Below are 25,796 nucleotides of genomic sequence, written 5' to 3' on the forward strand. Positions count from 1 at the left end.
ACTTCCAGTAGCTACGTTGCCATCGTTAGCGATCGCGAGGATCAGAGTGTTCCGCTGAGCAGGTCGTACTGTGCACGGCGGAGGCCAAGAGCGCGAAGCCACCTGCGATGCCCAGAAGCATATATGGGAATCCGGTCGGGCAGCTATGGCAGGCGACCGCTGTCGCAAAAAACAAGCGCGTCGCTCGATCCTGAGCACCGTGAACGGGGGCAAAGGAATCTCAGGTAAAGGTTGCTAGGCCATCGCCAATTATCCGAGCGCCGAATGTTTCGATGTCGTGTACGCGGTGTGGGCGGCGAGAACGGCTGTCACGGCAAGTACGGCTGCACTGAGCCCGATTACCGGCAAGTGATCCATCAGCAGCATCGCAGCGATCGTGATCACCACCAGCACGGCTGCTGCGATGAAACGGGACCGTGCGAGGCGTCCGAATCGGGACCGGAGGAACAGCAGGTTTCCTGCCAGGTATACGAGCGGACCTGCGGCCGTCACGAGAACGATTGCGGGCGTGAGGTGGTCGTGGGAGAGCCGCAGCTCGATGGAGACGGCGACGAGGATCGCGCCCAAGACCATAAAAGCATGCGCATAGGCGTAGGCCGACCTTAGAGCACCCGTGGAAGAATCTCCGCCTTGCGTATCTGGCCCGGCGAGTGCGAAGTAGTTCCACCAGAGCACGAACAGCGACGCGAAGCCGACGACCATGCTCAACGCGAGTGACGGGGTGAGCTGCCCGTGGGAGACGATGCTGCCGCCCATGAGTAGGATGGATTCGCCGAGGGCGATGATGAAGACGAGACGGTTGCGCTCGGCCAGGTGCTCGGCGTCCGTGTCCCAATGGTGCATGGGGGCTGCACCGATACCAGGGATCCGATAGTGGGCCAGCGGGGCCGCGTAGTCGATGAGCACTGCGATCAACCAGAGCCCCAGCCGCCATTCGAGGGGCAGTGCCGCACCGAGGACCCAGAAGATGCCGGCCAAAAGTGTCCACAGCAACAGCATGCGGTAGTTGGCTGCGAGCTGGTGGCCGCGGTAGGCGATCATCATGAACACTGGACGAAGTATGCCCATGAACAGGTAGCACCCTACGAACAACCATGCTCCATCGCCGAAAGCGTTGGGGATGGCGATCGACATGCCCAGTGCGGCAAGCATGAGCACCCCGGAGAGCAGCTGCACCGGGGTGCGGCTCGGATCCAGCCAGTTCATCGCCCAGGCGGTGTAGTTCCACCCCCACCACACGGCGGCGAACACCACGATGGTCTGGGCAGCGCCCTCCCAGGAGAGGTGCTCGATGAGCAGGTGCGAGAGCTGGATGATGGCGAAGACGTAGACCAGGTCGAAGAAGAGCTCAACGGGGCCAACCTCGGATCGGCGGTGCCCGGTGCGGGCGAGCGGGACGGTATTCATGGTTGGCGATCCTCGTATATGCGTGTCGTATGGGGGTCTCGAAGGCGACATCACCGAGCGGGCGTTCATCTGTCTGGACGCCGGATCGAGATGCAAGTGCCGGCTCTCAGCCTTCGCGGATTGTCATCTTCACGAGCTTGTCGCCGTCGATGTCGAAGACGAACTTCGACCGACCGTTGGCGTGGTTGGAGCGCCAGTCGCCGATGACCGCAATTGAACCACCTACGCTCTCGACTTTCTCGACGGTGAGCGTGCCGTGTGAGCCGATGAACTCTTTGTCGCTCCAGGTTTTGATCTGATCGCGTCCAGTGAAGTCGCGGCCCCAATCGTCGACGGCTCCCTGCGGAGTGAAAGCGTCCAGGAAGGCTTGTTCGTCGTGGTTGTTAACCGCGGTGATAAACGAGGCCACTGGTTCGGGGATAGTCGGTGCTGCCATGAGATACTCCTCTTTTCGTGGGGTCGAGCTCAGCGAGTGGTGTAGCCGCCGTTGGCGAAGATCGTCTGGCCTGTGATCCACCAGCCTTCGGAGGCGAGGAAGCGGACGATCGGGGCGATGTCTTCGATCTTAGTGAGCTGGTTGCCCATGCCCTGGGACTTGTGGAACTCTACCCGCTCGGGGGTCTCCTGGCTGTAGAAAAACGGCGTGTCCATGGGGCCCGGTGCGATTGCGGTGACGGAGATGCCGCGGCCAGCGAATTCCTTGGCCGCAGCTCGGGTGAAGTGCTCGACCGGGGATTTGCCTCCGGCGTAGGTTGAGTAGCCGTCGGTGAAGGCAGCCAGCAAAGCCGTGACGATGGTGATGATCTTGCCACCGTCGGCGAGGTTCTTGCCGGCCTCCTGAATGAAAAAGTAGGCAGCCTTGGAATTGATGTCGAACATCGAGTCGTACTCGTCCTCGGTGGTCTCCACGATCGGCTTACGCAGCACCTTGCCGGATGTGTTCACCGCAATGTCGATCTTTCCCAGAGCCGCCTGCGCATCAGCGAACAGGCGGGTCACGTTCGAGGGCACGGTGAGGTCTGCCTGGAAGATTGCCCCCTTGGCTCCAGCGGCTTTGACCGAAGCGAGTGTCTGCTCCGCGTCGGCGCGACTGGAGTCGGAGTTGTAGTGGATCGCGACGTTCGCGCCGCCCTCGGCCGCTTGGCGGGCGATCAACCCGCCGAGGTTCTTCGCGCCGCCCGCGATCAGAACGTTCTTGCCCTTGAGTGTGTGCTCAGCCATGATGTTCCCTCTGTATCGTCAGTATGCAACAGTATCATCCCGCTATATCAGCTAACATAGCATCATGACAGTAACGCCGACAAGCCATACACGGGAGCGATTGATTTTGGCGGCTGCCGACCTCATCGCTGCCGCCCCCGGGGAGGAGTTCTCGCTACGTGCGGTGTGCGAGACGGTCGGAGTGAAGATGCCGACGCTGTACCACTTCTTCGGCTCAAAGCAGGGTTTGATCGATGCGGTCATTAAACATGGTTTTGACCTGTATCTAGGCGAGAAGTCTTCGATGGAGTCGTCCGGGGACCCCATCCACGACATCCGCGTCGGATGGGACGCCCACGTCGCCTTCGGCCTGGCCAATCCCGGCTTCTACTCACTCATGTACGGCAAAGTTCAACCAGGCTACTCCCCTGAAGCGCAGTCGCGGCCAAGCGAAATCCTCCTCGGCCTCACGACGCGCGCAGCCACGCAGGGCCGGCTCGCCGTTCCTGCGCAGCAGGCTGCGGCACACATCCTCGTGACAAATATCGGTGTCACCCTGCGGCAGATCGTCTTGGCAGCGCCGGACCCTACCCTCTCTCAAGCTGTCCGTGAAGGTGCTATCTCAGCGATCACCGGTGCGGGAACACGAGCCGACAACCCGATCACCACCACCATCGAGCTCGCCGCAGCACAACCAGACGTCCTTGGCAGGGCAGAGACCCAGCTCCTCATCGAATGGCTCGGCGGGCTGAGCAGGGCGAACGAAAAGCGGCAGTAGGCCAGTGCGACGAACTTCGGAGAGAACTGCAGCCGTTCGGAGGGTAGCCAAGACATCTCCTCTCAAGCCAATTCTGCGCCCGTGGGCGGGACTCGCGTCCCCGTAAACAGAATGCTTAGTTCAAGGCGAGTCCGTCGTAGAAGTGCTCGATGCACCGATCATCGGGGACATGGAGTGTGGCTCTGTGCAGTCGTCCTTAGCAATCGCCAACGGGGCGCTCAGCCTCCTACACTTAGGGACCCCTGTGGATAGCTCACGCAAACTTTTTCCTGAGAGACGAAATCAACCGAATCGACCAGGTAACGACAGAATGCCGTTTAGCACCTGGAAACTCACCAGACATTAGATTGAAAAGCGGAACTCCACCGCGTTCCGGTACTTAACTGTGCGCGTTAAATTGCCGTCGACGCGAGACCCATGCAGACTTCGGACGAAGCTGCACCCGCGGCGAAGCCATTCAGCCCTCATGGTCGAAGCACGTGAGTCGAGGACTTTTGGGTTGCCCGGAACACGGTAAAGATCAGGACGGCCACAGCCAGAGCGCCGATTCCAAGATAGGGAAGCCTGATGGCATCCAGCCCGGCGGTCAGTACTGCACCGCCGCGCCCTCCGGCGGCGGCGATGTTGAACGCGGAGCTGTTGACAGCGAGGGCCAGCCCGGGCGCGATTCCATCGGCACTGGTAGCGATCCAGGTGTTCAGAGGCGGGAAGGTGGAAAATACGTGGCACCGACCGGACTGGCACTGACAAATCCTGCGACGAGCAATGAGAGTCCCGTGCCGGTGAGCGTGATCATGTGAGCACGGTTCAGCTCTCGATCCGCAACCGCCCACCCACGGCGTTCCCTGCCAGACACGCAGCACCGTAGATCAGCAGCAGCGGTGCGACAGCGCAGCCTTCTGCGCTGTTACCGTGGGAGCAGGCTGCATCATCTGCGTGGCTGGCTTCACTGCAGTTGCCGGCGCATCCGTCGGACCGTGCTTAATCGGTGTCAGCTAATCACGAGAAACGAACAAGCAAATGGCAACGATTCGGAATAAGCCGTCCACCGCAAGGAAGAGCGCCGTCGTGGTGTTTCTCTTCCTCGCAGTGTCCGCGATCAACCTGCCTCGCGTCCCTCAGCTCGTCGACTACACTGTGGGCGGCTGGGCCGTCGGTGGAGCGCTGCTGCTGACGGCACTTGTGCTTGCGATCAGCAGTTATCGAGCCCACACGAAGGCCAGCGCTTCGAGACCCGGGGGCGTTTAGCTAAGCAGGTTTAGACGTTGGAGCGGAACTCCACCACGTCGCTGCACGAAGCAACCTCATGCTCAACGAGGCAGACGATTCTCATCTTCATCGTCAGGCGTAATGATCATTCCCTCGTGTGTCACTGTCGCTCCGAGCATCCTTCCCCACTTGTCGAGGAACACCACATCAACATCGCCCAGCTCTGTCCATTGTTCCGAGCTCGCAGATTCAGGGAAGAAACACCCAAAACGGTCAATGGCTCGGATGATTTCTCGGTCATAGACAAACCTTCGCTTCACCACCGTCGGACGTGGCCGAAAATAGTATCCGTTCCCAGACTCGACGCCCACCGTTCTAATTGATTTCAGGTGAGCCAATGCCGCAAGCAACGGGTGGCCGTCGTCCCCGTTGTTGAAGGCGAATTCTATGTGAGCAGTGTTCGGTCGAAGTGAGTGCATCCACTCCGACTGTGCAGCGCGCGAAATGTATTTCCCATACCCAGAAACCATGTTCTTCCCTCTCGAAAACCTGTGGGTTACTGCACCACACAGTATCGCTGAATCCAGTCAGCTCGGCATGAATGCTCGCTGACCTCTCAGCCTAACGAAAGAGGGCTGGAACCGCACCGAAGTGCAGATCCAGCCCTCTCGCTGCAAAACCAATAGAGTTAAGAGCGAAACGAGATTAGACGTTGAAGCGGAACTCCACCGAGTTCCGGTACATACCAGCCTCTCAACAGTCACCACGCGCGACCGCGCAGGTCAACCTCACCGCCGGGCCAGGAAGCAAGTCGTCGTTCAATGGGCAGGAGGACGAGCGGCTGCCCTAACTGGTCGAAAACTGACTGCCCGGCACGGCCGATCGAACGCTTTGCAGCAGAGATCCGAGTCCATCCGCATGAAGTGTAGATCCGAACGCAGGCCGTGCTCCTCGCTGGCACGGGAAGCAAGATCCACGACTCCGCACTTCGACCAATGCTCAGCGGTAAATGGCGATTGGTTTGATCACCAAGACGGGCCCTTGCACGACGGACTCACTCGCCTCGACCTCGACTCCCAGCCCTTTCGCGGGCTCCACGAAATGCTGCACCGCGTCCTTCAACGTGTCGATCTCGAGAGGCGTCGGTGAGACATCCTTCGTTAGCCGAAGCACTGGGTATTCCTCTCCGGCTTCGACGATCTGAACAACTTGACCGACGATTCCGAAGGTCCCACCCAGCTGGCCCATACGTCCGATCAGCCATTTCTTTGAAACGGAGAGAAGAACCGAGGGCCCTGGCTGCCCCACAGGGGTCGCCAATAGCGGGACCTCGTCGTCATCATCCGACGCGTCGCCGAGGAGCTGTCGAATGCTTTTTGATGAGTTGGCGGTTGTTTTCCGCTCTTCACCCTTTTGGGAGAAAAGATTGCCATCTCGCGTTGCCTGGTCAGCGAACCAGAGGAACAATCGCAAAACCGTCTGGAGTGGTCCTTGCGACAGCTCCGCTCTAAACTCGATCGTGTCGCCCGGCTCTACGCCTTCGAGAGCGCCTTCGCCCCAGCCATCGAACGCGCCAACCGCTTTCTTCTCGTGCAGAAGCTGATACCACGCGTCAAAGATGGAAAAACGAGTCCGCGTACGAACCATCTCCTCTTCGATCTCAGAAGATGCCTTCTTGCTCGCACCGACCCCTAAATCGACTACTGGAATCTTGACCTCGCCACTAAACCCACCTTCCCTTGCGGTGGTGGTTCTAGAAACGATCTCGTCAACTTTTCCCGATTCCAGAGCCGAAAGGGAGTTGATCGCGACCTCGTCGTTCAGATAGAAGAAGTCACGGTGCAGTCGATTTTTGGGTGATTGATAGATAGCCATAACTATTTGTTCCCTACTCCCAGAGGTTAAAACGAAACACGACTAGACATTAAATCTAAACTCCACCACGTCGCCGCAGCTAACAACCTCAGCGGACACTGGTCCGCGAGTCGCTGGCCTGATCGCGAGATAACCAGCGGCGAAGCACGTCGATCCACTCGTCGAAGGCGTCGAGGTGCGCATCATGGCTGCCGCCAGAGAGATCGACTCTGACCGTCTCGGGCCTGCGCCGGATCAGCTCGTCCTTGTCGGCATCGCTGAACATCCCGTGCTTGGCGAAAATCGCGAGCGTCGGAACCTGCAGAGCTTCCCACTCGTCCCAGCGCGGTTCATGCACAGCCTCGATCGTGCGTTGCATGACCGCGGCGTCGAAACGCGGGACGAGCCCATCATCCGTCGACTGGAGATCCGCTACCCAGGCATCAACGATCGCGTCATCACCGAGGAACTCGCGGGCAGCGGCCTCGTCCCGGAACGGAACCGGCCAGGACGCGAAGTACGCGCCGAGACCAGCAGCCTCGCGCGGATCGTCACTCCCCGACACATGACCTTCGAGCATCACGAGCCCCTCGACCAGGTCTGGGCGCGCTGCTGCTGCGAGAAAAGCAGTGTGGGCTCCCATCGACTGCCCGACGAGCGTCGCTCGACTCCCTGGGGCGAGCTCCTCGATCGCCGCCACGACGTCGCCGACGAAGGCGTCGCGGGATAGATCATCGGGAAGCCGCGTGCTCGCACCGTGCCCTCGCTGGTCCACGAGCAGGACCCGATGGTCCTGCAACGCTCGCGCCGTGCGCAGCAACTCCCGCGAGCTCCCGGCAAGCCCGTGCAGCAGCACGACGACAGGGCCGTCGCCGCCGAGGTCGGTGACCGCGATGCAGACGCCTCCGGGGCGTTGCACGACGCAGCTGGTCACGCGACCTGTAGCGGCGCGATCGCCGCGATCTGCTCACCTGCTGCGTCCTCGGCGCGGTCGAGCTCATAGTGGCTCTGCAGGTTGATCCAGAACTCGGCCGACGTGCCGAAGTACCTCGCGAGCCGCAGCGCCGTGTCTGCGGTGATCCCCCGCTTGCCGTGCACGATCTCGTTGATCCGCCGGGGCGGGACGCCGATCGACACGGCGAGCTTGTTCTGTGTGATGCCGAAGCCCTCGATGAAGTCCTCCATGAGGACCTCACCCGGGTGAATCGGCTCGATCCTGTCAGTGGTAGTCAACGATCTGCACCTCCTCTGGTCCAGCGTCGGTCCACACGAAGCAGATCCGCCACTGGTCGTTGATCCTGATGCTGTGCTGCCCGACCCGATCGCCCTTGAGCGCCTCGAGCCGATTGCCAGGCGGGACGCGGAGGTCCTCGAGAGACTCTGCAGACCCCACCTGACGTAGCTTGCGCAGCGCGACCCGATGGATCCTCGGATCGATCGAGCGCACGCGCTCACGACGCCACAGCCGTTCGGTGTCCTTGTTGCCGAACGATCTGATCACGAAACCAGTGTATAACGGAGTCCGTCATTAACGCTATACGTTAAACCTGAACTCCACCACGTCGCCGTCCTTCATGATGTATTCCTTGCCTTCGATGCGCGCCTTGCCCGCGGACTTGGCGTTGGCGATCGAGCCGACCTCGACCAGGTCCTCGAAGCCCACAACCTCGGCCTTGATGAAGCCGCGCTGGAAGTCGGTGTGGATGACGCCGGCGGCCTCGGGAGCGGTGGCGCCCTTGTTGATGGTCCAGGCGCGGGTTTCCTTCGGGCCTGCGGTCAGGTAGGTCTGCAGTCCCAGGGTGTCGAAGCCGACGCGAGCCAGCTTGCCCAGGCCCGACTCGACGATGCCCGCATCTTCCATCATCTCTTCGGCTTCGTCTTCTTCCAGCTCGGCGAGTTCGGCCTCGAACTGCGCATCCAGGAAGATCGCCTCGGCCGGCGCGACCAGCGCCGAAAGCTTGGCCTGCATCTCGGTGTCGGCCAGTCCGGCTTCATCGGTGTTGAACACGTAGATGAATGGCTTGGTGGTCATCAGCTGCATCGGGGCGAGCTCTTCGAGGTCCACCCCGTCGGTCTTGGCCGCGGAGTACAGGGTCTTGCCCTCTTCGAGGATCTTCTGCGCGTTGAGCACCGCGTCCACGAAGGACTTCTCGATCTTCTTTGTGCGCAGCTCCTTCTCCAGGCGCGGCAGCTGGTTCTCGATGGTCTGCATATCGGCGAGGATCAGCTCGGTGGCGATCGTCTCGATATCCGAGGCCGGGTCGACCTTGCCGTTCACGTGGATCACGTCGTCGTTGACGAACGCGCGGGTGACCTGGCAGATCGCGTCGGCTTCACGGATGGTGGCGAGGAACTTATTGCCCAGGCCTTCACCCTCCGAGGCGCCCTTGACGATGCCGGCGATGTCCACGAAGGACACGGTGGCCGGCAGGATGCGCTCGGAACCGAAGATTCCGGAGAGCACCTTCAGCCGCGCGTCCGGCAGCGGGACGACGCCCACATTGGGTTCGATGGTCGCGAACGGGTAGTTGGCCGCCAGTACCTGGGCACGGGTCAGCGCGTTGAACATGGTGGACTTGCCGACGTTGGGCAGTCCGACGATTCCGATAGTAAGAGCCACGGGAGGAAATTCTACCTTTGCTTAGGAGATGCGGGAAATGAAGTGCTTAGCGGGTTTCTGAGGAGCGCCGTCCGCCCAGGGCCCGGGCGTCGTCGCCGGATTCCTTGAGCTTGCCGCGGATTTCCTTGGGCAGCGAGAAGATGATGTCCTCCTGGGCGGTGGTGACCTCCGCGACGTCGGTGAAACCGTAGTCGGCGAGCAGGGCCAGCACCTCCTGGACGAGCACATCGGGCACCGAGGCGCCGGAGGTGACCCCGATGCTGGACACGCCCTCGAACCAGGTCTCGTCCACCTCGTTGGCGAAGTCCACCCGGTAGGCCGCCTTCGCCCCGTGATCCAGCGCAACCTCGACCAGGCGCACCGAGTTCGAGGAGTTGGCCGAACCGACCACGATCACCAGCTCCGAGCTCGGGGCGATCTCCTTGATCGCCGCCTGCCGGTTGGTGGTCGCGTAGCAGATGTCATCGCTGGGCGGATCCTGCAGGTTCGGGAAGCGCTTGCGCAGCCGGCGCACGATCTCCATGGTCTCGTCCACGCTCAGCGTGGTCTGCGAGAGCCAGATGAGCTTGTCCGGGTCCTTCACCTGCACGGTGTCGGCCTCTTCGGGGTTGTTCACGATGGTGGTGACCTCCGGCGCTTCGCCGTAGGTGCCCTCGACCTCTTCGTGGCCTTCGTGGCCGATCAGCAGGATTTCGTAGTCGTTTTTCGCAAAGCGCACGGCCTCGCGGTGCACCTTGGTGACCAGCGGGCAGGTCGCGTCGATGGTGCGCAGGCCGCGGTCCTCGGCGGACTGCACCACCGCCGGGGAGACGCCGTGGGCGGAGAACACCACCAGCGCGCCGGTGGGCACCTCTTCGTTCTCTTCGACGAAGATCGCGCCGCGGGATTCGAGTTCGGAGACCACATGCACGTTGTGCACGATCTGCTTGCGCACGTACACCGGGGCCCCGTAGTGCTCCAGGGCCTTCTCCACCGCGATGACCGCGCGGTCCACGCCGGCGCAGTAGCCGCGCGGGGCGGCGAGCAGCACCTTGCGTTCGGTGACCTGCGAGGAGGCTGCGGCGATCTGCTCGGGAGTGCGGCGAATACGCGGAATCCGAGGGATCGGCAACGAGACCGGGACAGAAGTGGAAGTAGCCATATCTCTAGTCTACGAACCCGGCGCAAGTTAGCGCATGCTCATATGATGCGCGCCACCCTTAACGGGCTGTGAGATCTGCCTCCGTGGCCGTAATCGCTGCTAGCAAGGCAGGGAACTCGGCAGCCTGACCGGGGTGCGCACCACGGCGCCGACGCCATCGGTCCCGTGATAGGCACGGCACACGTTCACCCCGCGCTGCGCCAGCCTGGCCTTGATCTGCTTCAGCGCATCGGGTGAGAATCCGTACCATTGCATGTGCATCAGCACCGTGTCCCCGGGGACTGCCGCGCCGGCCCGAGCCACGGTGATCGACTTGGATTTCGCCTCCCAGTCCCGCGTGTCCCGCGTCCAGGTCCAGATTCCCATGCCGCGGCTGTCGTAGCCGCAGCGCACGCTGGCATCGATGGCGCCGTAGGGTGGCCGGCCGAAGTTCGTATGCACTCCGCTGCCGCTCAATTGGGCGCCGGCCTGCAGGCAGGACAGCGGACGCAGGTCCGGATGGCTGATCGAATGGTTGATGACCCATTGCCCCTTGGCCCGGGCCAGCGCCGCGAGGTCCACGCCGTAGCGCGATTTGTAGGAGCCGAGGCAATTACCGGTCGGAGCGAGCACCAGGCCGATGTTGTTGGTCGCCGCATAGGAAATGACCGAGTTGAAGGAGCTCAGGCTGCTCGGGCAGTCGTCGAAGGTCAGCACCACCCGGCTGGTCCGATTCGGGCCGGTGGACTGCGGGGCCGCCGGCGGCTTCGGATAGGTCGTGACATAGCTACCGCTGACCCAGCCGGTGCGCCCGGCATAACTGACTTTGTACCATCCGTTGCCCGCGCGTGCATAGGCCGGGATCGTGCTCCCGCGCGGAATGGTCACCAGAATCCTGTACGAGGTGGACGCTCCGCTGCGCAGATTCAGGCTGTCCAGGGTGCGCACCGTGGCGGCGACTACGTAGGATCCGCTGACGTAGCCGGTATGCCCTGCGTAGCTGACCTTGTACCACCCGTTGGAGGCGCGCCCGGAGACCGGGACCGCGGTGCCTTTGGGGATCGAGATCCGGATCCGATAGGCGGTGGACGGGCCGGTGCGCAGATTGAGGTTGTCGGTGGTGCGTACCTTGGCCGGCAGGTCGATGGACAGCTCCGCGGCCACAGCGATGGCCGCGCTCGCGGGGGCTGCCGCCGCGGCGGCCAGAGGCGCCATGCCCACCAGTAATCCCAAGGCCAAACAGGTCGCGGTGGACGAACGAACAAGATTTTTCTTCCCCAATGGCCACCGCATGATTCTGCATCTCTCTATGTAATTTTCCCCAATTACCGCTCAGTGTCCTCCCCCGCCCGAAGGCGGACAACGGCTTGAGGCAGGATTATCCCAATCGTTGAAAAACGCGCCGCGCACCGCCTGCGCGGCATGAAAATCCGTCATTTTTTGCCCGGATTGTGACCCTGGCACCGCCGCTCGCGCACCCCGGCGGGCACCCTGCAATCCGGCAAATCGTCGGCATTGTGCGATAGTCTCTCATGAGCCACCGGCACGTTTAATCACGGACGGGCCCCGGTTATGCAGGAGAGGACCCATGCCACCAGAAGCGCCGCGCACCATGCCGGCAACGGCCGCGGAGACCAGTGCCGAAAACCCGTGGCCGCTGCGCATACTGACCGAAAAACTGAAGATCCACATCGAGAACTCCCCGGTCACCTGGGTGGAGGGCCAGCTGCTCGAAGCGAATGTGCGCAATGGCCACGGCTATCTGACGCTGCGCGATGTGGACGCGGACAACTCCTTCTCGGTGACCGTCTGGTCCTCGGTGATGCGCAAGCTGGAATCCACCCCGGAGGTCGGCGCACGCGTGGTCGCCCGGGTCAAGCCGAGCCTGTATGCGAAAACCGGGCGGCTCTCGCTGAACGCCACCGACCTGCGCCCGGTGGGCCTGGGCGAACTGCTCGCGCGGCTCGAACGCCTGCGCCAGGCCCTGGGCGCCGAGGGCTTGTTCGCGATGGAGCATAAAATGCCGCTGCCGGTGCTGCCTCGCACCATCGGGCTGATCACCGGCCGCGATTCGGACGCCGAGAAGGACGTGGTGCGCAACGCGACGCTGCGCTGGCCTGCGGTGCGCTTTCGCATCATCAACACCGCGGTGCAGGGAAACGACGCGGTCGCCCAGGTGCGTGCCGCGCTGTCCGAGCTGGACGCCGACCCGGACGTCGAGGTCATCGTGATCGCCCGCGGCGGCGGCGCACTGGAGGATCTGCTGCCCTTTTCCAACGAAGAACTCATCCGCGACGTCTTCGCCGCCACCACCCCGGTGGTGGCGGCGATCGGGCACGAGGCGGACCGGCCCATCCTGGACGATGTGGCCGATCTGCGCGCCTCGACGCCGACGGACGCGGCCAAGCGCATCGTCCCGGATTTGAACGAGGAGTTCGCCGGCATCGAGCTCTCGCGCCAACGCCTGGACCGGGCGATCAACAACCTGCTGCAGCGCGAGGCGCAGACCATCACGGCGCTGCGCCAGCGCCCGGTGCTGGCCAATCCGCAGGCCATGATCGACGCGCGCGCCGAGGATCTGGGGCGCTGGCGGGAACGCTCGATGGCGCTGATCCGCCACCGGGTGCAACGCGCCGGGGATGAGCTGGGCCATCTGCGCGCGCAGATGCGTGCGCTCTCCCCGCAGCAGACCCTGGACCGCGGCTATTCGGTCACCCAGCTTGCCGATGGCACGGTGGTGCGCACCGCCGAGGAGCTGCAGCCCGGCCAGGGCCTGCGCATCCGCGTGGCCGCCGGCAAGCTGAGCGCCACCGTCGACGAAATTTTCCCGGCCGCACCGGCCACCGAAGCACTTTAAGGAAACCCCATGACCGAGCAAATCCCCGAAGATATCGCACAGCTCTCCTATGAGCAGGCCCGTGAAGAACTGATGGCGGTGGTCAATCAGCTGGAGACCGGCGGCGTGCCGCTGGAAGCCTCGCTGGCGCTGTGGGAGCGCGGCGAAGCGTTGGCCGCGCACTGCGAGAATTGGCTCAACGGCGTCTCCGAACGCCTGGACCAGGCCCGCCGCCGGGTGGAAAACTCGGCCGACTAGTCCGCTCTTGCCTGCCCAGCGGCCAGTATCTTGGCTACGCTGGGCATTATGAGCATGGCTTGGTGGGCACTGATCTGGGGTCTGGTTTCCGGGGCCTCGCTCTTATTGGGCGCCGCGGCGGGCTGGTGGCTGAAACTTCCGCGGGCTGCCGTGGCCGGGATCATGGCCTTCGGCGCGGGCGTGCTGATCTGCGCGCTGGCCTTCGAGCTGGTCGCCGAGTCCTACGCCACCGGCGGGCTGCTGGTCACCGCGCTCGGGCTGATCTGCGGCGCGCTGCTCTACTTCTTCGCGAACCGGATCGTGGCCAAGCGCTCCCGCGCCCCGGGTTCCGCCTCGGCCTCGGGCAATGCGCTGGCCGTCGGGGCGTTGATCGACGGCATCCCCGAATCGGTGGCCCTGGGTGTCGGGCTGGTCGCCGGAGGCGCGGTGAATCCGGCGATGCTCGTCGCCATCTTCATCTCCAACATTCCCGAAGCGCTGGCCAGCACGGCGCAGCAGAAGCAGTCGGGCAAGAAGGCCGGCGGCATCTTCCTGCTCTGGGGCTCGGTGACGCTGGTCGCCGGGGTGGCCTCCTGGGCCGGGTTCGCCCTGCTTTCGCTCACCGATCCGGGGTGGACCGCCTTCGCGATCGCGCTGGCCGCCGGCGGCATCCTGACCATGGTGGCCGATACGATGATCCCCGAGGCCTGGGCCGTGGAGCACGACTTCACCGGGTTGATCGCCACCGCCGGCTTCCTCACCGCCTTCGCGGTGCATGCCGTCGGCTGAGCTCCTACTTGGTCGCGTCCAGGCGCTTGCGTTCGGCGGCGACGTCGAAGTCGGCCTTCGGCCAGAGCGGGTCGATCTCCCGCAGGGTGTGCAGCAGCAGCTCCGCCACGCAGAGCCGCGCCCGCCATTTCTGATCCGCCGGGATCACATACCAGGGCGCATCCACCGTCGCGGTGCGTTCGATGGCCAGCTCGTAGGCGCGCTGGTATTCGGCGAAGAGCAGCCGGTCCTCGACATCGGCCGGGGAATACTTCCAGTGCTTGTCTTCGCGATCCAGCCGTTCGCTCAGCCGCGCGTACTGCTCCGCGGGGCCGATATGCAGCATCACCTTGTGCAGGTGGATTCCGCGTTCGTGCAGGGCGTGCTCGAAGTCGACGATCTTCGGGTAGCGCGCCTCGATCTGCTGAGTGCTGCTGAGCTTCTGCACCCGGTGGATCAGCACGTCCTCATAGTGCGAGCGGTCGAAGACGCCGATGATCCCGGGCCCGGGGAGCCGCTGCTGAACGCGCCACAAGAAATCGTGGGCCTGCTCTTCGTCGGTGGGTGCCTTGAACGCGTGGTGGTCCACGCCCTGCGGGTCGAACAAGCCCATCACGTGGCGCACGATCCCGCCCTTGCCCGCGGTGTCCATGCCCTGCAGCACCAGCAGCAGCGAGTCGCGCAGCTGCCCGTGCAGCGCGGAGGCGAATAGCCGCTCCTGCAGCTCGGTGAGCTCCGCGGCGATGGCCTCCAGCCGCTTGGCCGCCTTGCGCTTGCTGCGCGGGGCGTCCTTCGGCCACCAGTCGGGTTCGCCGGTGGCGCGCTGGGACAGGTCGACCTCGCCGACCACGCGAAGCCGGGCCAGCAGATTCTGTGGATATTCGCTCATCGCTTCAGCTTAGCGCCAGGCCTAGGCCCGGGCGCGCCAATCCTCGAGGAAAGCCGAGATGCGGCCCACCGCGTCCTTCAGATCCCGCACCGCCGGCAGGGTGACCAGCCGGAAGTGGTCCGGGGCCGGCCAGTTGAACGCGGTGCCCTGGGTGATCAGGATCTTCTGCGCCTTGAGCAGTTCCAGGGCGAACTTCTCGTCGTCGTGCATCGGGTAGACCTCGGGGTCCAGCTTCGGGAACATGTACAGCGCGCCCTTGGCCTTCTGCACGCTCACCCCCGGAATCGCCTGGAGCAGGTCGTAGGCGGCGTCGCGCTGTTCGCGCAGCCGGCCGCCGGGCAGGATCAGGTCATCGATGGACTGGTAGCCGCCCAGCGCGGTCTGGATCGCGTGCTGCCCGGGCACATTGGCGCACAGGCGCATGTTGGTGAGCAGGTTGATGCCCTCCACGTAGTCCTTCGCCAGGTGCTTGGGCCCGGAGATGGCCATCCAGCCGGAGCGGAAGCCGCAGACCCGGTAGGCCTTGGACAGCCCGGAGAAGGTCAGCACCAGCACGTCGTCGGCCAGCGCCGCGGTGTTGATGTGCACCGCATCATCGTAGAGGATCTTCTCGTAGATCTCGTCGGAGAAGACGATCAGGTTGTGCTTGCGCGCCAGCTCCAGGATCCCCTCCAGGGTCTGCTTCGGGTAGACCGCGCCGGTGGGGTTGTTCGGATTGATGACCACGATGCCCTTGGTGCGATCGGTGATCTTCGCTTCCATATCGGCCAGGTCCGGCAGCCAGCCCTCTTCCTCGGTGTTCAGGTAGTGCACCGGGGTGCCGCCGGCCAGCGAGACCGAGGCGGTCCACAGCGGGTAGTCCGGCGCCGGGATCAGCACCTCGTCGCCGTTGTTCAGCAGCGCGTTCAGCGACAGCGTGATCAGCTCGGAGACCCCGTTGCCCAGGTAGACGTCGTCCACCCCGATGGTCTGGATGCCGCGGGTCTGGTAGTACTGCGAGACGGCGGTGCGCGCCGAGAGGATGCCGCGGGAGTCCGAGTAGCCCTGCGCGTTGGGCAGGTTGCGGATCATGTCCACCAGCACCGCGTCGGGCGCCTCGAAGCCGAAGGGCGCCGGGTTGCCGATGTTCAGCTTCAGGATGCGGTGCCCCTCGGATTCCATCCGCTGGGCGTGCTCAAGCAGTGGCCCGCGAATGTCGTAGAGCACGTTGTGGAGCTTCGAGGATTGCTTGAATTCTGCCATGGGTACACTTTCTCATGATTGGGGCGGGGCGCGCGCCTTCTTGTCGGCGCATGAACACCCGCCGTGGTTAGTTGTTCAGCAGCTTGTACCGGGTGGCGGCGGTTTCCGGGTCCAGCGCGTCGGCTCCGCTGACCATCCGGTTGATGCCGATCAGCGCCTCCTGGTCCAGCTGCTCGCTGACTTGGTCCACGACGTTTTGCGCCGGCTCGTCGAGGTCCGCACCGGCCAGCGGCACCAGCGGCGCGTCCGCGAAGATCTCCTCGCTGCCCGGGACGATGTAGAAGCCCTCGTCGCCGATGATCGCATCGGCGGCCCCGAGCACCAGCACCCGATCCAGCGAGGCGCGCAGCTGCCCGGGCAGCTGCTCCGCGGCCACGGTTTTCACCTCGGGCTTGGCGCATCCGGCGTCTTCCAGGGCTTCCAGCAGCTGGTCGCTGGCCGGCTGGGCGCCGATGAAGCTCAGCTCCGGGCAGGCGGCGGCGAGGCTGGGCACCGAATCCACCGCATGGTGCTTGGCCTCGGCGGCGCTCATCACCAGGACCGCGGAGCCATTGGTGCCGCTGGCGGCCAGGCTGCGCGCCGCGGTTCCGGCGGTGGCCGCCCGCAGCTCGGCTGCGGTGGACTCGGCGAGGGCCACGTCGGCGTTGCCGTCGAGCACCTGCTGGTAGGGATCCGTGCTCGGCTGGAGCTCGGTGACCTGGTAGCCGGCCGCACGCAGCGCCTCGGCATAGATCTTTCCCAGCGCGCGCTGGGTGGGGTCCGTCCCGGCGGACAGGGAGAGCTCGATCCCCTTGGATTCTTCGACCGGCTCCGGGGACTGGCTCGTGCAGGCGGACAGCGTCAGCGTCGCGGCGAGGGCCAGCGCGCCGGCGGTGGTGATTTTAGCTAAATTCATCTCCCCTGAATTCTAGGCCAGCGGGTCTTGCTTTTGCGCTAGCGCACGCCGGGCGAGGTCAAACGCAGGATGCTGTCCACTCGTTCGATGCGGTTCAGCCCCAGGATTTCCTCCCGGGTGAACCAGGCCGCTTCGCTGGTGGAGCCGTCCTGCTCGTGGCGCAGTTGGCCGCCGAGCAGCCGCGCCCGGTAGGTCACCGCCACGGTCTGCATCGGGTGCCCATCCCCGGAGTAGCGCTTCGCGGCGGGGATGATGCCGGTGCTGACATCGAGCAGGGAGAGCTGGCCCACCCGGTAGCCGGTCTCCTCGTAGACCTCGCGGATGACCCCGTCGGTGGCCTGTTCGCCCAGGTCCACCCCTCCCCCGGGCAAGGACCAGCGCGGGGTGAATCTGGCATCGCGATGACGCATATCCCACAGCGTGAGCAGCACCTTGGACTCGTGCTCCACCAGGGCGTAGGCCGCCAGGCGGGTGTCGAAGGGTTCACCGGTGGTTTCGGAACGTCGTGTCATAGGCCCCAATATATCGGCCGGGCGCCACCGGAGGCGGGATCTGCGGGCTGAGGCGAAGCAGAAAACCGCCAAACATTTCAACGAACCGCGGCGGGTATGGTGAAATATTCTTATGTCATCGCACGCAGAGTCTTCCTTCGGCACCGATCTGGACGAGATCGATCGAATCATCATCGACGAGCTGGTCAGCAATGCCCGCATCTCCAATGCGACGCTCGCGCAGCGCGCGGGCATCGCCCCGTCCACCGCCTTGCTGCGCACCCGCTCGCTGGTGGACCGCGGCATCCTCACCGGCTACCACGCGGAGGTTTCGCTGGCCGCGGTGGGGCGCACCGTGCAGGCGCTGATCTCGGTCAAGCTGCGCGCCCACGACCGCGAGAAGATCGACACCTTCCGCCAGCGCATCCCGCAATTGCCCGAGGTGCTCTCGATGTTCCATGTCTCGGGCGGCACCGACTACCTGCTGCATATCGCGGTCTGCTCCACCGAGGCGCTGCGCGACTGGGTGCTGGACAACCTGGCCACCGACGAATCGGTCGGGCACACCGAAACCACGCTCGTCTTCGACCACCAGCTGGGAAACCGCGGTCCGCTGCCCTTCGGCGAGCTCTAGTCCCACCGGCATAGCAGAAGGCCCGCATCCTTGTCGATGCGGGCCTTCGTCATATGGTGTGCTAGGCGCGGCGGCGCTGCATCACGGCGTCCAGGTTCAGCTTCGGCTTGCTCGCTGCCGGGGCTTCGACCGGCTTTTCCGCCGGCGCAGGGGCTTCGGCCTTGGCCACGACGCTGGCGATCGAGGCGCGTTCTTCTGCGCTGACCTCGGCGGCCAGGCGCTTCGCGCCCTCGGCGGCCTTGAGGCTGATGTGCTTGGTCGGGCGCAGCGGTTCGGAGACCGGGATCGGCTCGGGACGTACCCGGGCGACGATTTCGCGCTGCGTCGCCTCGCGCACCTCCACGTAGGTGGGCTTGGGCACATTGGTCGGCTCCCAGGTGGCCGGCTGCTTGACGCCGCCGTCCCCGCGGGCCACGCGCACCGCCTCGGCACGCAGTTCCTCGGCGGTGATCGCCGGGGCGCGCCGGGCCGAACCCGGGCGGGCGTCGAAAACCTCATCCTCGCCCGACTTGCGGGTGATCACCTGGTTCGCCTCGTCGGCGAAGGCCGGGGTCTGCAGGGCCTGCTCGCGGGTGGCCTGCAGATGCGCCAGCAGCTTGCGGTTGCGATCGCGCACCGCCAGGGCGCGCAGCGTGGCCACCGACGCCAGGGCGATGGCGAAGAAGATGCCCACGGCGGAGAAGCTCAGCGCGGTGAAGGGCGCCAGCACGAGGCCGAGAAGCGTGGCGAGCACCGCCAACAGGCCGAGCACCGCCACCGCCAACCGCCCATAGCGCACACGTATCTTGAGTCCGCTCTCGGCAGACTGCGCTCGCGTTTCGCTCTGTGACGTGCCAGCCATGGGGTCCTCCAACACCGTTTGAACGGTCAGATCAGGTGGAAGCCGAATAGTTAGCTTCCTCGGTCAACACTATGCAACGCCGGGTGCATCGACGGGCAAATTTCTCGGTGTGTCCGCAAGAATTCGCAAGTGATGGGCACTTCTGGGCCCGCAGCGGGCTTTCGGCCAACGGGCGCACCGCTTTATTCGTAGATGCGTTCTAGCATGCTGGAATCCAGCTCCTCGCGGTTTAGTGCAAATGTTCGATGGTCGCGCCATTGCCCGTCGATATGCAGGAACCCCTTGCGCAGCCCCTCGTCGCGGAAGCCCAGCTTGTCCACCACGCGCAGGCTCGGGGCGTTCTCCGGGCGGATGTTGATCTCCATCCGGTGCAGCGCCAAGTCCTGGAAGCAGTAATCGATCACCAGCGCGCAGGCCTCCGGGACCAACCCGTAACCCGCATGGGCGCCGTCGATCCAATAGCCCAGCGAGGCGGAGCGCGCCGCCCCGTACTGGATCCCGCTGACCGAAATCTGCCCGATGATCGGCGGGTGTGCTCGGTGCAGCTGCGGCAGCGTCATAATCCAGGAGTACCCGGTGCCCTCGCGCGCCGCGGCCCGCTTGGCGACGAGCAGCTGCCGGAAGCTCATCGGCTCCGGCGGGCCCAAGGGATTTGTCGGGTCCCAGGGCTTGAGCCAGCTCGCGTTCGCCGAGCGCAGGGCAAGCCATTGCTCCTGATCGCGCAGCAGCAGCTCGCGAAGCAGCAAGCGCGAGGAGGACAACTCGGGCAACGCGGCTTTTCCGCGCAGAAAACTCAGCATGCACATATCGTATCCCCGCGGAGCTCACCTGCACTTTTATGACCCACGGCGCGGGTGGCGCGTAGAGTAAAACCATGAATGCAGCCACTTCCCCACCGCCGGGCGAGAGCAAGCAGGCCCGGCGCGCCGCCGTGCGGGCCGCCCGCCGGAAGATCACCGAGAACAGCTCGGCGCTGCTGGCCGAACAGCTCGCCGCGCGCGTGCTCGATTACCTGGACTCCTCCACCGGAACCGTCACCCGGGTCGGGCTCTACCTGTCCATGCCCGATGAACCGGACACCTCGGTGCTGCTGCCCCGGCTGGTGCAGGCGGGCATCGAGGTCTACCTGCCGGTGTGCGAACCGGAATACCAGCTGCGCTGGGCGCATTGGACCCCCGAGGTGCAGCTGGTGGACAGCGCGCGGGCCCCGGTGCGCGAGCCGGTGGGCGAACGCCACGGCGCGCGGCTCTTCGACACGGTGCACACGCTGTTCATCCCCGCGCTGCTGGTCGACGAGCACGGCCTGCGCCTGGGCCAGGGCGGCGGCTACTACGACCGCTTCCTGCCGCAGGTGGCGGACAAGGCCACCCGGATCGCCGCACTGGTCTACGCGGACGAGTACGTGCCCGCCGGACATTTCCCGGTCGACGCGCACGACCGCCCGGTGGACCTGGTGATCACCCCGGAGCTGGTGCACACCATCGACCCCTAGCCGGTTGCCCACAGTTCGCCGCCGGGCGCGCGGCGAGCGTGCCGGGCGGGGTTTTGCTGGGGGCATGAGCAATTTATCCCCACGCCGCACCCCGGTGATTCCGCGGCCCCGGATCCGTGCGGCGCGCAGCCGCAGCGAGCTGTTCCGCCGCTACCGCAAGCCGCTGGCGCTGGCCTTCACCCTGCTGGCGTTGGCCGCGGCGCTGAACGTGCTGGCCACCGGGCAGCTGGCCCAGCGGCAGGTGGTGGTCGCGCTGGCGGATATCGCCGCCGGGCGCACGGTGAGCGCGCAGCAGATCGAGGTGCAAAGCGTTCCGCTGGCCCCCGATGACCGGCAGGTGATCAGCGAGCCGGCCGCGGTGCTCGGCCAACGATTGGCGGTAGCGGTCCCCGCGGGCACGGTGCTGCGCGAGCACCTGCTGGTCGGGCCGAATCTGCTCACCGGTTCCGCCGCCGGGACCGTCGCGGTGCCCATCCGGCTCAGCGATCCGGCGACGGTGACCCTGATTCATCCGGGCCAGCTGGTGGATATCGTCTTGACCACCGGGGACGGGTTCGAGCAGCAGATCAGTTCGCGCACCATCGCCCGCGCGGTGCCGGTGCTCTGGGTGCCCAGCAGCGATAGCGGCGGAGAGCTGGGAATGTTCAGCGCCGCCAGCACGCCCGGCGAAGGGATCATCGTGGTCGCCGCCGCCAATGCCCGCTCCGACGAGCTGGCCGGGGCGGTTTCGCGCGGCAAGGTCTCCGCGGTGCTGGTGAACTAGCCCCAGTGCGGCGGCTTGTCCCGCTTCATCGCTTCGGCCAGGTCCTCGTCCGGCTCTCCCCACATCCGCGGGTCATCGTCCTTGGCGCGCAGCTCGTCCAGCGGGTTCTGCGGTTGCTCGGCGGCTGGCGCGGAACCGTCCCGGCTTGCGGCCAGCGCCCGATCCACCGATTCGGTGGCGGGCACCGGCGCATAGCTGCCGGTCAGTTCGGCCTTGACGCTCAGCTGCTGGGGAGGGGCGATGACGCGCGGACGCTTCGCCCGGCCAGCTGGCTTGCCGGCCGGCTGCTTGCTCATTTCCCGTCGGTTTTCGGCTCTGCGCCTTCCGCGCGCGCCGGGATCGGCGCGGGAGTCGGCACGGCCTCCTCGGCGGGCTGCGCGGCCGCCGGTTTCGGCGCTGGCTTCTGCGCTGGCTGCTCCGCCGGCTTGGCCGCAGGTTTCTTCGCGGCCGGCGGGTCGGCGGTGACGGAGCTTGCGGAGACCGGCGGGGCCATCGGCACCCGGGTGCGCGGCCCGGTGTGCGTCGCCGCGGAGGCGGCGGGACTCAGCTCCAGGCTGCGGGCCAGCCGGTCGGTGACCGAGGCAGGGTCGGTGAACACGTCGATGGTCCACAGCGGCACGTAGCGCCAGCCGTGGTTCTCGAAGAATTCCGGGCGCAGCCGGCTGCGTTCGCGCACGGTCAGCCCGGCATAGTGCTCGGTGCCGTCGTAGACCACGGCCAGCGGGCGCACGGCGCCCGCCCCGTCCATATCCAGCGCGTGGGCCGAAAGATCCAGTACCCCGCGGTAGTCCTCGGCCACGATCGCGCCGCGTTCGCGCAGGCGCCGGGCCAGATCGGAGACGAGCGCGTCGAAACGCGGGCTGCGCATGGAGCTGACGCCGGAATCCCCGGCCTGCACGCGGCCGAAGAGCTCGAAGAACTGCCGCGCCCCGCGGTACACCCGGTCCAGATCCACATCGCTGGGCAGCAGCCCGGACACCAGGGTCATCCGCTTGCGCGAACGGGTCATCGCGGACACGAACAGCTGCTCCCCGCCGGGGCGGGAAAGCGCACCGAATTCGTGCAGCGTCTTGCCGTGCGGGGTCCGCCCGAAGCCCCAGGCGAAGATGACCGCGTCGCGGCGCACCCCGATCAGCCGGTCCATGGTGGTCACCACGAAGGGTTCGACCTTGGAGCGCAGCGCGTTCATCGCGTACTTGTGGTTGGGCAGCTGCACGCGGATCGCCTCGGCGATGGCCGCGGCATGGGCCCGGTTCGAGGCGATCACCGCGAGCGACTCGGTGGAGTGCGCGGCGAAGTGCGCGAAGACCAGGTCCACGACCTTGGCGACCTCCGCGGCGGTGGTCTGCACGCCCTCCTCGCTGCTGGACAGCGTTCCGGTGGCATCGGGCACGTACACCCCGGTGAGCCGCGGGCTGCTTCCGGTGATCGTCACGGCCACCGGCAGCCGCGAGATGGCCGAATCATAGTAGGTGTTCGAGAGCTGCTCGACCAGCCCCTCGTCGATGCCGCGGTACACGGTGGACAGGGTGCCGGTGACCAGCACGCGGTTCAGCGCGGTGAGCGCGGAGAGCCCGGGCTTGCGTTCCTTCAGCCGCGCGGTGGGGTCCACCGACACCTCGAAGGTCTTCGGGCCGCCGAGCATCTCATCGCCGATCGCGATGACCTGCTTGGAGCGGCGCACCGCATCGAGCACCTCGCGCAGCGTCAGGTAGTTGGCCTCCAGCAGGATCACCGCATCGAATTCGGTGTCTGCCGGCAGCGCGCTGCCCAGCAGCAGCGGAGCCGAAACGAACACCGGGGTCAGCGAGTTGACCAGCGCCGGACCGAAGTCGAGCAGGCCGGCGACGGTGGGGGTGCCGTCCTTCAGGATGCCGCGCAGCGCCTTGGAGGCGGCCCGGTGGTCGGCCAGCGAGGCCTTCCAATTGCGCGCCAGCGCCCAGCGGATCCGGGAGGGGCCCGAGGCGATATGCGCCCCGTCGGCCAGCCGGAAGTCCGCCTCGATCTTCTCCAGCTTCGCGCCGTCGTTCATCGCGAGGAAGTCGTCCCCGGAGATCATCGCCTCCAGCGCCGACTGCCACCAGGCGAGCTCGAGCTCGGCGTCCACCGCATCCGCGTCGATTTCCCGTTCGGCGAAGTCGGCCAGCAGATCCGACAGCCCGCCCTCGGAGAGCTGTTCGGCGATCAGCGTGCGTTCGGGCAGCTCGGCCAGGTCTTCCTTGCGGTCGACCAGCGCGGCGATGGTGTCCAGCAGCGTGGCGATCGGCATTTCGCGCAGCCGCGCACCGAGCTGGGCCGGCAGCACCGCGGCGAGCTTGTCGATCCGCGCGCCGGCGTCGTGGTATCCGGCTTCCACATCCAGCAGCCCGCCGGGAACCGCGGGGTTCCGCTGGCTGGTGGCGTAGATCCGCCAGGCGTCGCGCTGGACGGAGACCGCCTGCAGGGCCGCCTGCAGATCGGAGACATGCATGCCGGGGCGCACGTACTCCTTGGCGATCTTGCGCAGCCGGGAGCGGACGATGGAACCCATCTCCACCCCGTGCTCGCGGCGCCAGGCGCTGGAGGCGGTCGCGGCGATCAGGTCGTCGATCTCGCCTTCGAAGATGTCCGCTTCGAACTTGTCCAGCGAACCGCGCACGGCGACCAGCAGCTGGAGCTGGTCCCCCCACTTGTCGTAGCTGTCCTCCAGGCGGATCTGCGACTGCGCGGCGATCTTCTGCATGTGCTCGTGCAGGATCGGCAGGTCCCGGCCCAGCCCGCTGGCCAGGGTGAGCGCCTGCTCGGTGGCTTCCTGGTTGCGCAGCGGCGCGCCGAACCAGGGGCTGGTGGTGTGCGATTTGGAGAAGGCGCCGAGTTGCGCGGCGCGCTTGAGCTGCGCGGCGACGTGGCCGCGCTGGCCCATGGAGTCGAGCACCGAGCGTTTGAGCCGCACGGTGGTGGACGGGGCCGGGTCCAGCGAGGTGAGCCGGGCCAGCTCCTGCATCGCCTGGTAGGGCGAGCAGCCCCAGCGGCTGCGCACCGAATGCAGCGACTTGACGTGCTCGTGCAGCGCATTGCGGCTTGCGCGCAGCTTTTCCAGCAGGCTGCCCAGCTGCGGTTCGGTGGCGCGTTCGTTGCGCAGGATCGCGCGGATCAGCAGATTGCGCAGCGCCTCGGGGTCCTCGTTGGGTTCCAGCAGCAGGCTGCCGGCGTCGAGCTGTTCGTTGAAGCGGCGCACGAATTCCTCGGCGGCCGAACGCTGCTCGGCGACGACCAGCACGCGCTTGCCCTGGGCGGCGAGCAGGCCGGCGGCGTTCAGCGCGGTCTGCGTGGCCCCGGTGCCGGCGGCGGCGTTGATGCTCACCGATTCGCCCGAGGAGATGTAGTCCAGCATGCGCGCCTGGGACTCGTCGGCGTCCAGCAGGTAGAGCTCTTCGGCCGGGTCGCGTTCGTCGCTGTTCTTGGCCAGCACGCTGGTTCCGGTGTGCACCTTGCGGGTGGAGCCGCCCGGCGCCGGAGCGCTCGGCTCGCCGGAGCGCCGGGTTTTGGAGGAGTCCTTGATCAGGCTGGCGACGCGGCGCAGCCGCGAGCCGCCCGGCTCTTCGGTTTTGCCTTCGGGTTCCGCCTCGGTTGGCGTCTCGGAGTCCGCGTCCGCCGGAGCCTTGGCTGGCGCGGCTGGCTCGGCTTCGGCGGGCTCGCCGGCATTTTCCTCGGCGCGGATCAGCGCCTCGATCACCGGGTGCGAGCCGGTGAGCTTCGCCGGGTCGGCCGGGTCGATCAGATCGGAGAAGGTGGAGACCAGCAGGCGGTGGCCGATGACCACGCCGGGAACCTCGGAGAGCTGCTGGCGCAGTGCGTCCATGCCGCGGACCGGGTCGAAGCGGGCGATGGAGTAGGCGGCGGCGTCCACCGCGTCCACGTCGATGCGGGCTTCGTGGTCGGATTCGAATTGCCTTACGAAGGCCGGGGAAATCTCCGCGCGGCCTACCAGCTGCACGTCGTAGTCGTCGTGGTCCAGGTGCTTGGTCAGGGTGATCCGGCCGAGCATGATCGGGGCGGATACCGGTTCGCTTTTGCCCTCGTGCACGGCACGCCAATTGGCGACACCGGCGGCCAGGTAGCCCACGTCGATGCCCCGCTCTTCCCAGAGCTCGGCGGTTTTGGCGCTCAGCGCCCGTGCGGTGCGCCGCGCGGCGGCAAACTGCTCCGCATCATGCAGCAAGGTGGACAGGCGGGTGCGCCGACCTGCAAGAAACTGGGCCAAACCCGATGGATTTGCGTGAGTGATGTCGATGCTGTTCGACATCGACGGCGCAAATCGCAAGGTGGTGTCGGCGCCGGCACTCTGGCCCAGGGATTTCACCCAGGTGGCGACGCGCTCGGCAGCAGCATTTTGGCCACTAGTCACGACAGTTATTCCCTTCACTGAACCGACCATCACGGCGCGCCACAATGACAGCGCGCCTCCTTCCTAACGTAGTGCACGCACCGGTGAGAACCGGGGCGCGAAACACGTTTTAAACCCGGCAAGCGGAACCGGA

The 25,796-nt window shown here is 65.7% G+C and carries 27 protein-coding genes; 9 read left to right on the forward strand and 18 right to left on the reverse strand.

Annotated features, from left to right (window positions below; genetic code table 11):
* Positions 1–249 precede the first annotated feature (249 nt).
* From ACT3UQ_RS15255 to ACT3UQ_RS15265, 3 genes are all read right to left on the reverse strand, one after another.
* Entirely contained in the window at positions 250–1,407 is a 1,158-nt protein-coding gene (locus tag ACT3UQ_RS15255; protein ID WP_444637450.1) for a low temperature requirement protein A, read from the reverse strand.
* Between the two features lie 106 nt (positions 1,408–1,513).
* A complete protein-coding gene (locus ACT3UQ_RS15260; protein ID WP_444637451.1) occupies positions 1,514–1,843 on the reverse strand; it encodes a nuclear transport factor 2 family protein in 330 nt (109 codons plus the stop codon).
* A 29-nt stretch (positions 1,844–1,872) separates the two neighbouring features.
* On the reverse strand, positions 1,873–2,628 hold the full coding sequence (locus ACT3UQ_RS15265; RefSeq protein WP_444613861.1) for an SDR family oxidoreductase: 756 nt from the start codon (positions 2,626–2,628) through the stop codon (positions 1,873–1,875).
* 64 nt (positions 2,629–2,692) lie between these two features.
* Between ACT3UQ_RS15265 and ACT3UQ_RS15270 the strand changes: the two genes are divergently transcribed.
* The 3 genes from ACT3UQ_RS15270 (at position 2,693) to ACT3UQ_RS15280 (ending at position 4,633) form a co-directional block, all read left to right on the forward strand.
* The gene (locus ACT3UQ_RS15270) at positions 2,693–3,385 is read left to right on the forward strand and encodes a TetR/AcrR family transcriptional regulator (protein WP_444636007.1); all 693 of its coding nucleotides are present in this window, start codon (positions 2,693–2,695) and stop codon (positions 3,383–3,385) included.
* Between the two features lie 479 nt (positions 3,386–3,864).
* Positions 3,865–4,185, forward strand: coding sequence for a hypothetical protein (locus ACT3UQ_RS15275; RefSeq protein ID WP_146112441.1), 321 nt, complete (start codon positions 3,865–3,867; stop codon positions 4,183–4,185).
* Between the two features lie 220 nt (positions 4,186–4,405).
* Positions 4,406–4,633: a hypothetical protein gene (locus tag ACT3UQ_RS15280; RefSeq protein ID WP_105553067.1), complete on the forward strand. Its 228-nt coding sequence runs from the start codon at positions 4,406–4,408 to the stop codon at positions 4,631–4,633.
* A 960-nt stretch (positions 4,634–5,593) separates the two neighbouring features.
* Here the strand turns inward: ACT3UQ_RS15280 and ACT3UQ_RS15285 are convergent.
* The 7 genes from ACT3UQ_RS15285 to ACT3UQ_RS15315 all read right to left on the reverse strand — a co-directional run bounded on the left by ACT3UQ_RS15285 (position 5,594) and on the right by ACT3UQ_RS15315 (position 11,403).
* Positions 5,594–6,469 carry a DUF6414 family protein gene (locus tag ACT3UQ_RS15285; protein WP_444636008.1) on the reverse strand — a complete coding sequence of 292 codons (876 nt, stop codon included), beginning with the start codon at positions 6,467–6,469 and terminating at the stop codon, positions 5,594–5,596.
* Between the two features lie 88 nt (positions 6,470–6,557).
* Complete coding sequence (locus ACT3UQ_RS15290) at positions 6,558–7,382, reverse strand: alpha/beta fold hydrolase (RefSeq protein WP_444636009.1); 825 nt, start codon at positions 7,380–7,382, stop codon at positions 6,558–6,560.
* Entirely contained in the window at positions 7,379–7,681 is a 303-nt protein-coding gene (locus tag ACT3UQ_RS15295) for a HigA family addiction module antitoxin (RefSeq protein WP_044496365.1), read from the reverse strand. Before ACT3UQ_RS15295 ends, ACT3UQ_RS15290 begins: the two co-directional genes overlap by 4 nt.
* Positions 7,668–7,949 carry a type II toxin-antitoxin system RelE/ParE family toxin gene (locus ACT3UQ_RS15300; RefSeq protein WP_028850008.1) on the reverse strand — a complete coding sequence of 94 codons (282 nt, stop codon included), beginning with the start codon at positions 7,947–7,949 and terminating at the stop codon, positions 7,668–7,670. Before ACT3UQ_RS15300 ends, ACT3UQ_RS15295 begins: the two co-directional genes overlap by 14 nt.
* 33 nt (positions 7,950–7,982) lie before the next feature.
* A complete protein-coding gene (ychF, locus tag ACT3UQ_RS15305; protein WP_096283047.1) occupies positions 7,983–9,068 on the reverse strand; it encodes a redox-regulated ATPase YchF in 1,086 nt (361 codons plus the stop codon).
* A gap of 46 nt (positions 9,069–9,114) precedes the next feature.
* On the reverse strand, positions 9,115–10,209 hold the full coding sequence (locus ACT3UQ_RS15310) for a 4-hydroxy-3-methylbut-2-enyl diphosphate reductase (RefSeq protein WP_096283046.1): 1,095 nt from the start codon (positions 10,207–10,209) through the stop codon (positions 9,115–9,117).
* 99 nt (positions 10,210–10,308) lie between these two features.
* The gene (locus ACT3UQ_RS15315; protein WP_444637452.1) at positions 10,309–11,403 is read right to left on the reverse strand and encodes an SH3 domain-containing protein; all 1,095 of its coding nucleotides are present in this window, start codon (positions 11,401–11,403) and stop codon (positions 10,309–10,311) included.
* 373 nt (positions 11,404–11,776) lie between these two features.
* Between ACT3UQ_RS15315 and xseA the strand changes: the two genes are divergently transcribed.
* Genes xseA through ACT3UQ_RS15330 form a run of 3 tightly spaced genes read left to right on the forward strand, consistent with a single transcriptional unit; the run spans position 11,777 to position 14,050 of the window.
* Complete coding sequence (gene xseA, locus ACT3UQ_RS15320) at positions 11,777–13,045, forward strand: exodeoxyribonuclease VII large subunit (RefSeq protein ID WP_444637453.1); 1,269 nt, start codon at positions 11,777–11,779, stop codon at positions 13,043–13,045.
* A 9-nt stretch (positions 13,046–13,054) separates the two neighbouring features.
* Positions 13,055–13,282: an exodeoxyribonuclease VII small subunit gene (locus ACT3UQ_RS15325; protein WP_096283043.1), complete on the forward strand. Its 228-nt coding sequence runs from the start codon at positions 13,055–13,057 to the stop codon at positions 13,280–13,282.
* A gap of 48 nt (positions 13,283–13,330) precedes the next feature.
* A complete protein-coding gene (locus ACT3UQ_RS15330) occupies positions 13,331–14,050 on the forward strand; it encodes a ZIP family metal transporter (protein WP_444637454.1) in 720 nt (239 codons plus the stop codon).
* Positions 14,051–14,054: 4 nt separating this feature from the next.
* On the opposite strand, the gene ACT3UQ_RS15335 is transcribed toward ACT3UQ_RS15330, so the two are convergent.
* The 4 genes from ACT3UQ_RS15335 to ACT3UQ_RS15350 all read right to left on the reverse strand — a co-directional run bounded on the left by ACT3UQ_RS15335 (position 14,055) and on the right by ACT3UQ_RS15350 (position 17,567).
* Entirely contained in the window at positions 14,055–14,918 is an 864-nt protein-coding gene (locus tag ACT3UQ_RS15335; RefSeq protein WP_105553077.1) for a PPK2 family polyphosphate kinase, read from the reverse strand.
* A 21-nt stretch (positions 14,919–14,939) separates the two neighbouring features.
* On the reverse strand, positions 14,940–16,160 hold the full coding sequence (locus ACT3UQ_RS15340; protein ID WP_444637455.1) for a pyridoxal phosphate-dependent aminotransferase: 1,221 nt from the start codon (positions 16,158–16,160) through the stop codon (positions 14,940–14,942).
* A 67-nt stretch (positions 16,161–16,227) separates the two neighbouring features.
* The gene (locus ACT3UQ_RS15345; RefSeq protein ID WP_444637456.1) at positions 16,228–17,055 is read right to left on the reverse strand and encodes a glycine betaine ABC transporter substrate-binding protein; all 828 of its coding nucleotides are present in this window, start codon (positions 17,053–17,055) and stop codon (positions 16,228–16,230) included.
* 38 nt (positions 17,056–17,093) lie between these two features.
* Entirely contained in the window at positions 17,094–17,567 is a 474-nt protein-coding gene (locus tag ACT3UQ_RS15350; protein WP_105553079.1) for an NUDIX hydrolase, read from the reverse strand.
* 112 nt (positions 17,568–17,679) lie between these two features.
* On the opposite strand from ACT3UQ_RS15350, the gene ACT3UQ_RS15355 reads away from it, so the two are divergent.
* Entirely contained in the window at positions 17,680–18,180 is a 501-nt protein-coding gene (locus ACT3UQ_RS15355) for an Lrp/AsnC family transcriptional regulator (protein ID WP_444637457.1), read from the forward strand.
* 61 nt (positions 18,181–18,241) lie between these two features.
* Here the strand turns inward: ACT3UQ_RS15355 and ACT3UQ_RS15360 are convergent, their stop codons facing one another.
* Together ACT3UQ_RS15360 and ACT3UQ_RS15365 are read right to left on the reverse strand one after the other, a co-directional pair.
* Positions 18,242–19,021: a hypothetical protein gene (locus tag ACT3UQ_RS15360; RefSeq protein ID WP_444637458.1), complete on the reverse strand. Its 780-nt coding sequence runs from the start codon at positions 19,019–19,021 to the stop codon at positions 18,242–18,244.
* Positions 19,022–19,203: 182 nt separating this feature from the next.
* Complete coding sequence (locus ACT3UQ_RS15365; protein WP_105553082.1) at positions 19,204–19,821, reverse strand: GNAT family N-acetyltransferase; 618 nt, start codon at positions 19,819–19,821, stop codon at positions 19,204–19,206.
* A gap of 74 nt (positions 19,822–19,895) precedes the next feature.
* Here ACT3UQ_RS15365 and ACT3UQ_RS15370 point away from each other — a divergent pair, with 74 nt between their 5' ends.
* Complete coding sequence (locus ACT3UQ_RS15370; protein WP_444637459.1) at positions 19,896–20,513, forward strand: 5-formyltetrahydrofolate cyclo-ligase; 618 nt, start codon at positions 19,896–19,898, stop codon at positions 20,511–20,513.
* A gap of 64 nt (positions 20,514–20,577) precedes the next feature.
* Positions 20,578–21,276, forward strand: a complete 699-nt coding sequence (locus ACT3UQ_RS15375) for an RcpC/CpaB family pilus assembly protein (RefSeq protein WP_444637460.1) — start codon at positions 20,578–20,580, stop codon at positions 21,274–21,276.
* Here ACT3UQ_RS15375 and ACT3UQ_RS15380 read toward each other — a convergent pair.
* Complete coding sequence (locus ACT3UQ_RS15380; RefSeq protein ID WP_444637461.1) at positions 21,273–21,572, reverse strand: hypothetical protein; 300 nt, start codon at positions 21,570–21,572, stop codon at positions 21,273–21,275. The two genes, ACT3UQ_RS15375 and ACT3UQ_RS15380, sit on opposite strands and share 4 nt — an antisense overlap.
* A complete protein-coding gene (locus ACT3UQ_RS15385) occupies positions 21,569–25,663 on the reverse strand; it encodes a DNA helicase (protein ID WP_444637462.1) in 4,095 nt (1,364 codons plus the stop codon). Before ACT3UQ_RS15385 ends, ACT3UQ_RS15380 begins: the two co-directional genes overlap by 4 nt.
* Positions 25,664–25,796 lie beyond the last annotated feature (133 nt).

The sequence above is a fragment of the Glutamicibacter sp. AOP12-B1-11 genome, assembly GCF_052379245.1.
GTDB lineage: Bacteria > Actinomycetota > Actinomycetes > Actinomycetales > Micrococcaceae > Glutamicibacter.